9 protein-coding genes and 1 pseudogene are annotated in these 13,335 nt (G+C 40.2%); 3 read left to right on the top strand and 7 right to left on the bottom strand.

What is annotated here, in order from left to right; translation table 11 throughout:
- Nucleotides 1–75: 75 nt before the first annotated feature.
- Together N8A89_RS07800 and N8A89_RS07795 are read left to right on the top strand one after the other, a co-directional pair.
- Nucleotides 76–1,182 (top strand): acyltransferase family protein, encoded by a 1,107-nt coding sequence (locus N8A89_RS07800; RefSeq protein ID WP_281541751.1) that lies wholly within the window; start codon nucleotides 76–78, stop codon nucleotides 1,180–1,182.
- Nucleotides 1,183–1,317: 135 nt separating this feature from the next.
- Nucleotides 1,318–1,761, top strand: a complete 444-nt coding sequence (locus N8A89_RS07795; RefSeq protein ID WP_289645264.1) for a DinB family protein — start codon at nucleotides 1,318–1,320, stop codon at nucleotides 1,759–1,761.
- Between the two features lie 4 nt (nucleotides 1,762–1,765).
- Here the strand turns inward: N8A89_RS07795 and N8A89_RS07790 are convergent, their stop codons facing one another.
- The 7 genes from N8A89_RS07790 to N8A89_RS07760 all read right to left on the bottom strand — a co-directional run bounded on the left by N8A89_RS07790 (nucleotide 1,766) and on the right by N8A89_RS07760 (nucleotide 11,388).
- Nucleotides 1,766–3,394: a S41 family peptidase gene (locus N8A89_RS07790; protein ID WP_281541749.1), complete on the bottom strand. Its 1,629-nt coding sequence runs from the start codon at nucleotides 3,392–3,394 to the stop codon at nucleotides 1,766–1,768.
- Entirely contained in the window at nucleotides 3,378–3,758 is a 381-nt protein-coding gene (gene rnpA, locus N8A89_RS07785) for a ribonuclease P protein component (protein WP_281541748.1), read from the bottom strand. The genes N8A89_RS07790 and rnpA overlap by 17 nt, the downstream gene beginning before the upstream one ends.
- 19 nt (nucleotides 3,759–3,777) lie before the next feature.
- Nucleotides 3,778–5,652, bottom strand: coding sequence for a M1 family metallopeptidase (locus N8A89_RS07780; RefSeq protein ID WP_281541747.1), 1,875 nt, complete (start codon nucleotides 5,650–5,652; stop codon nucleotides 3,778–3,780).
- An 11-nt stretch (nucleotides 5,653–5,663) separates the two neighbouring features.
- Nucleotides 5,664–7,298, bottom strand: coding sequence for a S8 family peptidase (locus tag N8A89_RS07775; protein WP_289645261.1), 1,635 nt, complete (start codon nucleotides 7,296–7,298; stop codon nucleotides 5,664–5,666).
- A gap of 41 nt (nucleotides 7,299–7,339) precedes the next feature.
- On the bottom strand, nucleotides 7,340–8,200 hold the full coding sequence (locus N8A89_RS07770) for an MBL fold metallo-hydrolase (protein WP_281541746.1): 861 nt from the start codon (nucleotides 8,198–8,200) through the stop codon (nucleotides 7,340–7,342).
- Between the two features lie 84 nt (nucleotides 8,201–8,284).
- Nucleotides 8,285–10,501, bottom strand: coding sequence for a SulP family inorganic anion transporter (locus N8A89_RS07765; RefSeq protein WP_430682111.1), 2,217 nt, complete (start codon nucleotides 10,499–10,501; stop codon nucleotides 8,285–8,287).
- A complete protein-coding gene (locus N8A89_RS07760; protein ID WP_281541745.1) occupies nucleotides 10,498–11,388 on the bottom strand; it encodes a universal stress protein in 891 nt (296 codons plus the stop codon). The genes N8A89_RS07765 and N8A89_RS07760 overlap by 4 nt, the downstream gene beginning before the upstream one ends.
- 103 nt (nucleotides 11,389–11,491) lie before the next feature.
- On the opposite strand from N8A89_RS07760, the pseudogene N8A89_RS07755 reads away from it, so the two are divergent.
- Nucleotides 11,492–13,335: pseudogene (locus N8A89_RS07755) on the top strand (cation:proton antiporter).

Here is a 13,335-nt window from a genome sequence, read left to right as displayed (position 1 = left end):
AATAGGGTTCTAAGGCCTTCCCTAAATGTAAGGATTTATGATTATATTAGTGACAACCAACTGACCTTAATTACTATGTCACAATTAGCCGAGAATGTATCCAAACGACTCTTTTCTCTAGATGTATTTCGTGGATTAACGATGTTTTTGCTAGTGGCGGAAGCGGCAGGATTTCACCATAATTTTTCTGAACTGGCTGAGGGAACCGTATTCTCTGGTTTGGCACATCAATTACACCATCATCCTTGGAATGGCTTACGTTTTTGGGATTTGATTCAGCCGTTCTTTATGTTCATCGTGGGCGTAGCTATGCCCTTTTCACTAAGGAAGAGGTTAGCAACTGGGAGCCGAAAAGATGTGACCAGGCATATCCTAAGACGTTGTTTTTTGCTTTTCGCTTTTGGCGTTCTATTACATTGCGTATACAGCCATGCTTTGGTTTGGGAACTTTGGAACGTGCTCGTACAATTGGCTTTTACCATTCTCATTGCTTATGCCTTGATGAGTCTTCCCGCCAAAACACAGGTTGCGGTTTCCATAGGGTTATTAGTGCTTACGGAATTGATGTACAGAATGTACAATCCTTCAGCCCCTTATGCACAGGGACATGAAAGCTTTGGTTCTTTTATAGATTCTTTGGTTATGGGGCAGGTCAATGACGGTTATTGGGTGTTTGTTAATTTTATTCCCACAGCAGCACATACGATTTGGGGAGTAATTTGTGGACAGTTATTACTATCCAAAAAAAATGCCGCCAATAAAATAAGACCCTTTTTAATCTGGGGTGGAATTGCCCTGGTACTGGGCTTCATTATGGATTTCGCTGGAATTACACCTATAATCAAACGAATAGCAACTTCCTCGTTTACATTGGCCTCCGGAGGAATAGCCATCTTGACCTTAGCTCTTTTTTATTGGGGGATTGATGTAAAAGGAAAAAAGAAAAAGTGGATGCAAATTTTTTCTGTTGTCGGAACAAATTCCATATTTATTTATCTTTTTTCCGAAACGGTTGGTATACAGTGGTTCAGGGGTTTTGGGCGAATATGGACAGAAGGTATTTTAGCACCTCTTGGTGTTCCAGCTGATTGGATAATGGTTGTAAATTCATTGGTCGTATTGGCCATGTTCTGGTACATCACCTATTTCTTAGATAAGCATAAAATATATTTTAAAGTCTAATAACTTTTTAAATTCCAGGCATTCTAAATAATCAGAAAATAACAGATCATGAGATGCGCCATTACTATTATGAGTTTTTTGATTTTCTGTTGCACAAATGCGCAAACGGATTCTCCCAAAACTGAATTTACCAAAATGTATCTGCAAGTTTGGCAAGAGGCGGCCGACCATTGTATGGAGGTAGCAAAGGCCATGCCCCAAGAATTATATTCGTATAGGCCAACCGAAATAAGCAAGTCTTTTGCTGAGCAAATGGTACATATTGGATATACCGCAGAATTATTGACACAACGTTATGTGGAAGGGATAGAAGTAAAACCGAACACGCCAGATGCCTCAAAAATGACCAAAGCGGAAGTACTGAAGGTGTTGGAAAGGGGTTTTGACTATGTAACGAATGTCATCCATTCTATTGACCAAGAGAAACTGGATGAAGCGTGTACCATGTACCATAGCGGAAATACGGTGAGCAGAGCTTTCGCTTTCTTTTATGTTCAGGACCATATGACCAATCATAGGGCAAAGGCCAATCTTTATCTTAGGATGAACGGAATTGACCCACCGGAATACACCTGGTAATCCTTTACTTTAAAATTGCGTTGTATTTGGATGGATTGCCTAAAAGTTCCGTGGCGGCCAGAATAGCATCATCATTGGTGAGATAATACTTGTACAAACCATTACGATAGAAATAACGTTTTACGATTTCGTCCTCCAAATTCTTTTGGATTTCATTCTGATACCTATCCAAGGCATTGATCTTACCTTTCTCAATATTTGCTAGGAGTGTTTTATAGCTATCCTTTACTTCCGTTCCTAAAAAGTCGTTTTCCTCTCCAGAAAGTGCCATTTTTATAGCTTTTTCCGCCTTCGTCTCAAAAGAAAAATTACTTTCCCTTACGTAGTTTTTGAATTTATTGAAATCAGCATTTTCAAATTTAAAATTTGAAACATCGGACAATTGGTTGCTGTAATGATAGTCCGTTGCATAGTCAAAAATTACATTGTTCTGAAGCAGCGCCATGGTAAGATCGTTGGTTTTAACCGCGGCAATTTCTACATCGGGTAAAACTCCACCACCGTCTTGCACCTTTCGTCCATTTCTCGTAGTGTAATCGTTAAATTCGGTATTTCGAACGGCGTTTCCACTATCGTCCCTGTTCCAATAGTCCAAGGCCTGGATACACCTTCCAGAGGAAGTATAGTATCTGGAAATGGTAACTTTTAACTGTGTACCGTACGTTAGCTTCAAAGGGCGTTGTACCAATCCCTTGCCAAAACTTCTGGCGCCCATAATGACCGCTCGGTCCAAATCTTGTAAACTTCCGGAAACGATTTCGCTCGCCGAGGCACTGCTACCGTTTACCAGTACTACAAGCGGAATATCAGTATCTATGGCTTGATTGTTGGTCCTATATTCCCGATTGAATTTTTTTACTTTGGATTTTGTGGTAACGATCAATTCGCCTTTGGGCACGAATAGGTTGGTGACATTTATGGCTTCTGATAATAATCCTCCCGGATTGTCCCTAAGGTCCAAGATAATTTTTTCCGCACCCTTTCCTTTTAAATCCGACAAAGCGGATTTCGTCTGATTGGACGCCTTCGCATTAAACTTGGACAGCACGATGTAGCCCGTTTTATCATCGATCATTTCGTAAAACGGAACGGCATCCACTTCAATACCCTCCCTTGTGATAGTCGTTGTGTTAAGTTTACCTTGTCTTTTATAGGTAATGGCTACTGATGTTCCGTTGGCTCCTTTCAAGAGCTCACTCGCGTTATCGTCAAAGTCCGCTACTTTTATATCCCCAATTTGAATGATTTCGTCACCTGCTTTTAAGCCTGCCTTATCCGCTGGATATCCTTCATGAGGCTCAACGATTAACAGCTTATCTTTATAGGAACGTACTAAAGCTCCGATTCCCGAGTATTCGCCGGCATTATTTATACGATAGGCCTCAACATCCTGTTCGTTGAGAAATTTGGTATAGGGATCTAAATCTTCCAACATATTCTTAATGGCGGTGTCCATTAATTCTGCAGGATTGGTCTCGTCCACATAGTTCATGTTCAGTTCTTTGAACAGTGTGGTAAAAATTTCAATTTGCTTTGCAATTTCAAAAAAGTCGCTTTTAAAACCACTTCCAACAACAAGGAAAACAAGCGCTATAATGGGGACAAGAACTTTTTTGCTAACTAGTTTTTTCATGAACACGGTCATTAAATTTTTTTAAAAGAGCTTTCATTTTACCCTGAACTTCTTCAAAAGTGGGTGTTTCCTTACCAAGGTATAAAAATAGAAACGCAAACTCGCCCTGAGTATTGTTAAAAACTATGGCTTTGTTCAACCGATAAGATTCTCGCAAAAGACGTTTTATCCTGTTGCGGGTAACGGCACTTTTAAAGTTCTTCTTAGGAACGGATACTCCAGCCTGTATCTTAGAAGGCTGTTCATTCGCTTCTGAATAAATTAGTTTTAAGGGATAAACCGTCAATGCCTTACCCTCCTCAAATAATTGAGCTATTCGCTTTTTACTTTTTAGCTTTTCTTTTTTCGAGAAAGAGTATTGCATAGATGTTTTTAAAGTCTCCTTAATCTTTGGGCAATGGTTCGGCCGACCAGAAATTATTTGTGGGATTTACATCGGCCATCAATTGCGATGGGTCAATGACAATTCCCTTTATATTTTCTATTGGAGCATTAATGGTAAAACCATAAGACGGATTGGCCCATGTCCAATCTTCTAAAACCGTTCTCTTTAATTTTGGATAAGGATTTCCTTTTTCACCACGCATCATTTGTAATGGAGCATAAAAAGTTTCTTGCGTACCGTCATTGTAAACCACCAAAATATCAATAGGCATTGGCATTAGACCAATTCTTTCCATGGCCACTTTAGTCTTGTTCCCACCGGCAGACACTTCAGTTATTCCATAATCGATAGTATTTGTAGTCTGAGTCCAATCCGTTAAATACCAATCCAACTCCATGCCCGAAACCTTTTCCGCGGTGCGTTTAACATCATTGGGAACCGGGTGTTTAAATTTAAAATCGGCATAATATTTTCGAATGGTTTCCATCAATTTATCCTGACCGATAACATAGCCCAATTGCGACAAAAATATAGCTCCTTTGCTATAGGCGGCAATACCATAAGGCATGTTGGAGTCATACCTGTCTGAATGTGTTGTCTGGGGCTGCTCTTTGCCTGATTTTACAAGGTAGTAATAACTCTTATAGGAATTTTCAAAAGGGTTTTCCAAATTCTTTTCCAAAATCTCATTACTGCAAAGCGATGAAATAAAAGAAGTGAAACCTTCGTCCATCCACTCGTGTTTGGCCTCATTGGTCGCCAACACATGTTGAAACCAAGAATGTGCCAGCTCATGTATCATGGTGCCGATTACGCTTCCTGGCTTATCACCACCGGTAATGAGCGTCGCCATGGCATATTCCATACCACCGTCCCCGCCCTGTATAACGGAATATTGTTCATAGGGGTATGGTCCTATATTGTTATTGAAAAAGCGCATTGCCTTTTCGGTCAATGGCTGCACCTTTTCCCAGGTCTCCTTATACTTTTCGTCATTTTTGTATAAAAAATGTAGCGTTGGCCCATCATCCATCTTTAAGGTATCATGAACGTACTCCGGGTCTGCGGCCCACATGAAATCATGTACCATGGGTGCTTTAAAATGCCAAGTGAGTGTCTTTCCCTTTGTCTTCACTTTGGTTTCTGGATTTTCGTAGCCGTGACCTATTTCATTAGGATTTTGTAAATAGCCAGTACCACCAACCGTATAGTTTTTATCAATGGTAAGCTTTACATCAAAATCTCCCCAAACACCATGGAATTCGCGAGCAATATAGGGGTCGGCATGCCAGCCTTCAAAATCATATTCCGCCAATTTGGGATACCATTGACTCATGGAAAGGGCAACCCCATCGGCATTATTTCTGCCTGATCTACGTATTTGGACAGGAACCTGACCTTTAAAATCCATTTCAAAAGTAGTTTTTCCACCTGAGGGAATTGGCTTGGCCAAGTCAACCACTAGAACTGTTCCTTCTTCATTAAAGGTTACCGCCTCCCCATCTTGGGTCAGCTTTTCTACATGTAAATACCCTATCTCACTTTCACTGAGACTTGCAATACGGCTTTGCTTGTCTACTGTGGTCATTCGTCTATCGGGATCTTCAATCGTCTGCAAACGCATGTCCATTTCGCTCCCTGGCTGGAAGGCATTAAAGTACAAGTGATAGAAAACCCTACTTAATTCATCCGGTGAATTATTGGTGTAAACTAATTTTTGCGTACCAGTATACCGATAATTCTCAACATCCATGTTTACCTCCATCGTGTAATCTACATGTTGTTGCCAGTAGGTGGATTGGTTCTGGGCCGTTAAGGATACCGCAAAACCAGTTAGTATCAGGAATAATAGTACTTCTATTTTCTTCTTCATCGAGTTTAAATTTATAATTGTAATTGACCGTTGGCAACCTGCGAGGCCATTATGAGTGCATTATAGGCATTTGCGATTTTCCCTGAGGTAGATATCTCATTCAATGAGGCACTTTTTGAAGGGTCTCCCCCCAAAATCACTTTAGCCTTAATAGGTAGCCCGGAAGCAAGGATTATTTTCTTAACCTGTGGAGCTGTAAGCTTGGGATATTGAGAGAACAAAAGCGCCGCTAGTCCTGATACTGCCGGTGCGGCCATCGAAGTTCCCGGAGAAAACTCGTATGTATTATCAGGATAAGTAGAATAAATATCCGTTCCTGGAGCAAAAATATCTACGTTGATATCTCCATAATTGGAATAGGACGCTACGAGTTCAGACCCGTAATTAGGGTCTAGTGCACCCACAGTAATGACATTGTCTGAAATTTCTGGACCGTTATTTACTTGGTCATTAGGAAAATTAGGATTAGAAGGGTCGTCCAGATTGGCACCATCATTTCCTGCCGCATGTACAAAAAGAACATCTTTCTCGGCAGCATATTGGATGGCATCGTTAACCCATTCGGCCTTTGGAGAGAAAGATTTTCCAAAACTGCCATTAATGACTTTCGCGCCGTTGTCTACCGCATACCGAATACCCAAGGCAATGTCCTTATCATATTCATCCCCGTTAGGAACCGCCCTTACACTCATTATTGCTACGTTATTGGCAACGCCATTGGCTCCTTTCCCGTTGTTACGCTCTGCGGCAATAATCCCAGCTACGTGTGTACCATGACTTTCATCGGCCACTCGATTTTTGGGATTGCCATTCCCATAGTTTCTGTCATTCCAATCATATGGATCGTCTCCAACGACTTTCCTTCCATCAAAATCTTTGTTCAGATTATAGTTTAACTGCTCCGTAAAATATTTGAGGCCATCGCTTAATTCTTCTATAACTTCTGGGATGGAATCTTTTATAGCAAACATCTGAGAGAGGATAGCCTTGTTTCTTTGCATGGCCTCGTCTGTAGCTTCAATAGCGGCTACATCTGCCTTTGTATAGGTATCCTTTCCCAAATGTTTTCTTACTTCGGCGTCGGCGTTCTTTACAGCCTGTAAAATTTGCTCGTATTGTTGTTTGTTCTGCATGGCTTTGGCATACTCACTGTCCAGTTTCGATTTAGCCTTGGTGAGCGTAGCCTGATCTCCTATGTTGAGTCGCAACATACGTACATATTCCAATTGCTCATTGTAAGATTCCCCTAGAAAATTGTATCCATGAATATCGTCTATATAACCATTTCCGTCATCATCTTTGTTATTTCCCGGCCTCTCATCAGTATTGGTCCACAGTACACCGTCCAAATCCTCATGGTCTAAATCAATACCCGAGTCTAGTACGGCAACAATGACTTTGGTTCCCTTTCTGTTTTTAACAATTTCCTCATAAGCCCTGTCTACGCTCATACCCGGTATGGTATCCGCCACCAAATCTAGGTGGCCCCAATTTTGTTTTTCAGCCTCGCTGAGGTCACTAATTTTTAAAGGAGTAGCATCAATATTCTCTACGGGGGTCAATATCAATCCGCCGGTACCACCGCATCCCGTAAGAAGCGTAGTTATGGATAGCGCAAAAATTAATTTAGAAAATGTACTTGTCATATAATAGGTATTGAAGTTTAATGAATAATGTTTTTTAATTTCTAATTAAAGAGTTCATTAAAAGAATACGTTTGGTCCAATCGCACACCTCTTTCTGTTTGTTTTAATGTGCATAGCTGGTTGTGGGCGTCATGCTCGAAAAGGAGGTAGTATTTTTCTTTTACTGCTTTATTTAAGAAAATATTTTTTTCTTCCAGCGTGAGTAAAGGGCGCGTATCATAGCCCATAACATAGGGCAATGGAATATGCCCAACTGTTGGAATCAGATCCGCCACAAAAACGATGGTTTTTTCTTTATATTTTAATTGGGGCAACATTTGCTTGTCCGTATGGCCATCTACAAAATGAATGCCAAACCCCAATTCTGATTGTTCAATGAAATTTTTATCGGTATTACCTATAAAATGAAGTTGACCACTTTCTTTCATGGGGAAAAGGTTTTCTTTTAGGAATGATGCCTTTTCACGGGCGTTCGGCTCCGTTGCCCATTTCCAATGGTTTTGATTCGTCCAGAACTTAACGTTTTTAAAGGCCGGTTGGTAACCCGTCCTATCCTTGTTCCATTGAATGCAACCGCCACAATGATCAAAGTGGAGATGGGTCAAAAACACATCGGTAATATCATCTCGGTGAAACCCAAATTTTTTCAAAGAACCATCCAGGGTAAAATCTCCCCATCGATTGTAATAACTAAAAAATTTATCGGATTGTTTATTTCCCAGTCCAGCATCGATTAGAATTAGGCGATTGCCATCCTCTATTAAAAGACTTCTGGCAGCGATATCAATGAGATTATTGGAATCTGCCGGATTCGTTCTTGACCAAATAGTTTTAGGTACTACCCCGAACATGGCACCACCATCCAATTTAAAATTACCAGTTTCTACCGGATATAATGTCATCTAATTCAGAGCTAAAGTCCTGCAAAATAAGAAAACCCTTAGGCATACACAGGATTGTTTTATGTTTTTTAACAGTTGGGCACCCTATCGACTGTGGGACAGTATTTGTTTAAACTGTTTTCCAAAATAGAGCATTGCCTTAATTTCCTTAACGCTTAACAACCGTTCTTTTTTTAGGATAATCAACGCACTACCGTTAGACTCAATATGATAGTAGGGATTACTTTCCAAGAAAAGAATGAGCTCGTCGGTGAACAACTTCCGGATGTCCTCTGGATGTTCACCACTTAAAAAGAATCTTCTGTTAAAATCTGGACGGTTTTCTAAGACTATGTCTTTAAAGCCTGCAGGATTGTAAATAAAGTCTAAAAGCCCCTCCTTATCCAAGGTAAAGACCGGTAAGGTCTTTTCTAATTTTATGAATAATAACGTAGTTTTGACAACTTCCCTCGCGATAAATTCACCTTCGGTAAATTCTACATCAATAAGTAAAAGTGATTTTTCTTTACTAGACAGGGCGTTGTAGAAATAAGGTATTTTTCTTTTTCCAAAAAAGATGAAATCGTTCAGGAATTTCGTCCTTATATTTTTTTGGGCGGTATAGGTCCATTTAAGTTCCGTTGCCATGTTTCTCAACATCACTTGTCTTGTGGTGAAATACTTTTCAATAGCCCCAATTTTAGACAGCGGCAATACTTTTCTGATTGCAAAAGGGTGCTTGGAATCTGTACCGTGCTTGTCCAACCCAATAATCTCGATACTTCCCTTTTTGTTGGTAAAAGTGTCCGAATAATTTTCCAAACCTTCCATAACCGTGTGGTCCACAAAATTACAAAGCGAGAAATCCAGGACAACATTTTGGTTTTCAGGAATCATATCCAATTTGTTCTTTAGCTTATAAAAGTTCAAAAAGCTGCAGAAGTATTTTACGCTTACATAATAATTACCTCCGTCTTTCTCCTTAAACATCAGAATATTGGGTTTTGACAGATGATTCAAGAATAATGAAACACTTTTGTTCAACATAACGTGTATAAGAAACGTGACCAAAATACCTACGCTGATACCCGTGATGAGATTCGTAAAAAGTGTGGTCATTAAAGTGGCTAAAAATATGAACACTTGCTCTTTTCCAACCTTGGCTATTTTTCTCAAGTTCTTTGGTGTTGCCAATTTATAACCAGTATACACCAAGATTGCGGCCAAGGCCGCTAAGGGAATCCTACGAAGCTGATCTTGGAAAATAAAAACAAAAATGACCAAGAACGCCGCATGAAAGAAGTTGGACGATTTATTGGTTGCGCCGTTATTAACATTAACGGAACTTCTGGCAATAACGGTCACCACATTAAGTCCTCCTACCAAACCACTTAAAGAGGTCGCCAAACCAAGTGCTTTCAAATCTTTATTTACATTGGACCTTCTGTTTAACGGGTCTAGTTTGTCTACCGCTTTGATACTGAGCAGAGATTCGATACTTGCAATTAAGGTGATGGCAAAGACGGCGAGGATAAAGTTTGACTGATAGATGATTGAAAAATCTGGGAAGGCTAAATTGGTAAGTACATTTTCTGGGATACTGACCAAGAACTGCGATTCCATGGGGTAGGGGATATTTAACCAAGAAAACGAATAGCTGAATACAACGGATAAAATCAGAATCCACATTGGGGCTGGAATGAGATGAAAGTATCTGTTTCGGATTTTGGAATAGAAAATCATTATGAACAATGCCAAAACGCCAATCAAGGCAGCGACGATTTCTTCCAAATGGTAATCACTGTACAGTTCCAAAATCCCATTGGGTATTTGCATGAGCAAGGAGATGATACTCCCATGCTCATTGTTATGACCGATCATGATATGAAACTGTTTGGCCAATATGCCCAAGCCAATGGCCGCTAACATTCCTTCTATGGCTGATGCAGGAAAAAAATCTGCTAAACGACCCATTCTCAAAAAACCCAATAAAATCATTAGAATGCCGGAGAGTACAATGGCCGCCAATGTAAAAAGATAACCTTGGTATAAATCCCCGCCTCCCAATGTCGTAATCGCCCCCAGTAGCACGATGACCAGGCCATTTCCCGGACCGGTGATGGTGACATTGGCCCCACCAAGAATCGCCACTACGACCCCCCCAACGACCGAGGCAATGACACCGGAAATTGGAGGCGCCTCACTCGCCAGTGCGAGACCCAATCCTAATGGTAGGGCGATAAGGGACACGACAAACCCAGAAAAAATATTCTTGGGCAGTGCCTTCATAAAACCTTTGGTACGGGTTGTTCTAACGCTCAATTCTTTTTTCTGATAATTAATAAATCTGTCGGCAAGTCGGATAAAATATATTCTATGTCATGGGGAAAAATACGGTCCAACAATCCGGTTTTTAAAGGAGCGTTCATCACTAAAAGATCAGCTCGTACAACCTCTGCGTAGTGACCGATGGAGTAACCCCTTTTTCCAAAAACCCCCTGTGTTTTTATTTTTACATTGCCCTTCAGTTCTGCCGGGAGGGACTTTAAAACTCTTTTTATCCTGGTGTCCTCTCTATTTCTTATTCTTTCCTTAATTATGGCTGCTTTTTGAAGGGAGCGGTCGTCCTCAACAATCACATGCACTTCTTTTTGCATAATTTCTTCTACTACCGTTAATTGCTGCGCACCAAGAGTGTTGGAAACGTAGAGGGCACGTTCTATTGCCAACGGTGTTTCTGGAGCATCTAAGCCGTTCACCACAACATGTTTACAGGGTACCCGAACCGCGGAAGGTTTTATGAGCAATAGCACAGAGCAGGAAACTTTTCTTGTTAGCTTTCTTGCAAGGGACCCCACATAAAATTGAAACCTATTTTCATGTTGTAGCGCACCTAATATTAAAAGATCAATTTGCGAGGTTTCACATGTTTCTAAAATAGTTGGCTTCGGCTTACCATTTTTCCATTGAATATCGATTGGGATTTCTGGATAGTCGGATTCGGCAAGAATGGTTTCAATCTTAGATTGTTTTTCTGCAGTCTTTTCACCTACGTGCAAAAGAATGAGCCTTGATTGAAAGAAATAAGCTATTCGGATGGTTTCTAGAATATTCGCCTTTAAGGAAGGTGAAAATGCAAATCCGAATAAAATGGCCTTGAAAGGATGGATAGATTTGGGATTAATTTGATTAGTTAGCCAAGATAACACTTCTTGAATGAACGGAAATCATCAGGTTTGTTCAAATGCCTAAACCAAAATCTTTGTGACGTAGCTTCCGTTTAATTACTATTTTTAGCCAAAATATAAGGAAATGATAGAATTAGCCGGAATCATTATTCTTGGAATTATTGCGCAATGGGTTGCTTGGCGTTTAAAACTACCGGCCATTTTGCCTTTGATTCTTATTGGATTATTGGTAGGGCCTATTTCTACCCTTTATACCGCAGATGGGGGAAAACTAATTGAGCCCATATGGAACGGTGAAAAGGGACTGTTCCCCGGGGAAGGCCTGTACTATTTTGTTTCCTTGGCCATAAGTATCATTCTATTTGAAGGAGGGTTAACACTTAAAAGGGCTGAAATACAAAATGTAGGCCCTGTAATTACAAAATTAATTACACTAGGGAGTTTGGTCACCTTTTTTGCCGGAGCAGTTGCGGCTCATTTTATCTTTGATTTATCCTGGCAAATATCCTTTTTATTTTCCGCTTTGATTATTGTTACCGGCCCAACGGTTATAACCCCGATATTGAGAAACATACCACTTAAAAAAGATTTGTCAACAGTTCTGAAATGGGAGGGGATTTTAATAGACCCAATTGGTGCTTTGGCGGCCGTTTTGGTCTTTGAATTTATTAGTGTAGGAGAGGGGCAGGCCTATACACAAACCGCTCTTATCGAATTTGGCAAAATTCTACTTTTTGGATTTACCTTCGGATTTACCTTTGCTCATGCTTTAGCTTTTGCCATCAAGAAAAACTTTATACCCCATTATTTATTGAACGTGGTATCATTATCAGTGGTGCTGTTGGTTTTCGTGGAATCGGATATTTTTGCTCACGAATCCGGTCTTTTGGCGGTAGTAGTCATGGGGATGGTGCTTGGCAACATGGACTTACCAAATATTAAGGAATTGCTTTATTTTAAGGAATCCTTAAGCGTACTGCTAATCTCCATTTTATTCATTCTTCTCGCCGCTAACATCAACATCTCAGATTTGGAATTGATATACAATTGGAAAACTGTTGTCTTGTTTGCAGTTATCATTCTTCTCATAAGACCTTTGGGAGTTTTTCTTAGCGCTATGGGCTCTAACCTTAAACTTAATGAGAAACTTTTTGTTAGCTGGGTAGGGCCACGGGGAATTGTTGCCGCTGGTATCGCCTCGCTATTTGGTTCCAAATTAATCTCAAAGGGAGAACCGGGAGCGGAATATATAACGCCCCTTGTTTTTATGATTGTTCTGGGAACAGTTTTGTTAAATGCCACGACTGCTCGTGTCTTTGCGAAACTGGTGGGGGTGTTTTTAAAAAATCCGAAGGAATACTTATTCTTGGCGCGTCCAAAGTCTCCAGACTCATAGGGGAATATTTGCACAAGAATAATAGACATGTAGTACTTATAGACAATAACCAAACGAATGTGAACAAGGCGAAAAAATTAGGACTTGAGGCTTTTTCGGCTAATATTTATTCGGATTCGCTTGTAGACAATATAGAACTCAATGATGTCGGTTACCTAATGGCCCTAACGGGTAACTCCGAGATAAATAAGTACGCGATTGAAAAATTCGAAAAGCAATTTGGAGAGAACGGATCGTTTCGCTTGGTGGATAGTGAAGAAATGAATGATCCTGAAAACAACCCTAAAGAAGGCTTATTCTCGCATACGGATGATTTTATTAAATTGATGGAGGCAGCCCGAAAAAATCCTACCATCCATGAAATTGATTTAAAGGATACGGAACACTACGAAGGTCTTATTGAGATTACCAAGGCCGACGAAGACATCGTTCCCTTGTTTTTAAAGAGTCCGGATGGGAACATTGAGATCATCCCTTCTTTTAGCAAAGAATTCACAGATATCCAAGAAGGATATAAACTTGCCTATTTAGGTAAAATGTTTCCTATTGACGAGGTTGATGGGAAAGAGTAG

This window comes from Maribacter aestuarii (assembly GCF_027474845.2).
Lineage (GTDB): Bacteria > Bacteroidota > Bacteroidia > Flavobacteriales > Flavobacteriaceae > Maribacter > Maribacter aestuarii.
Note: the sequence above shows the minus strand (reverse complement) of the source record. Positions and strands in the feature narration are given on the sequence as shown.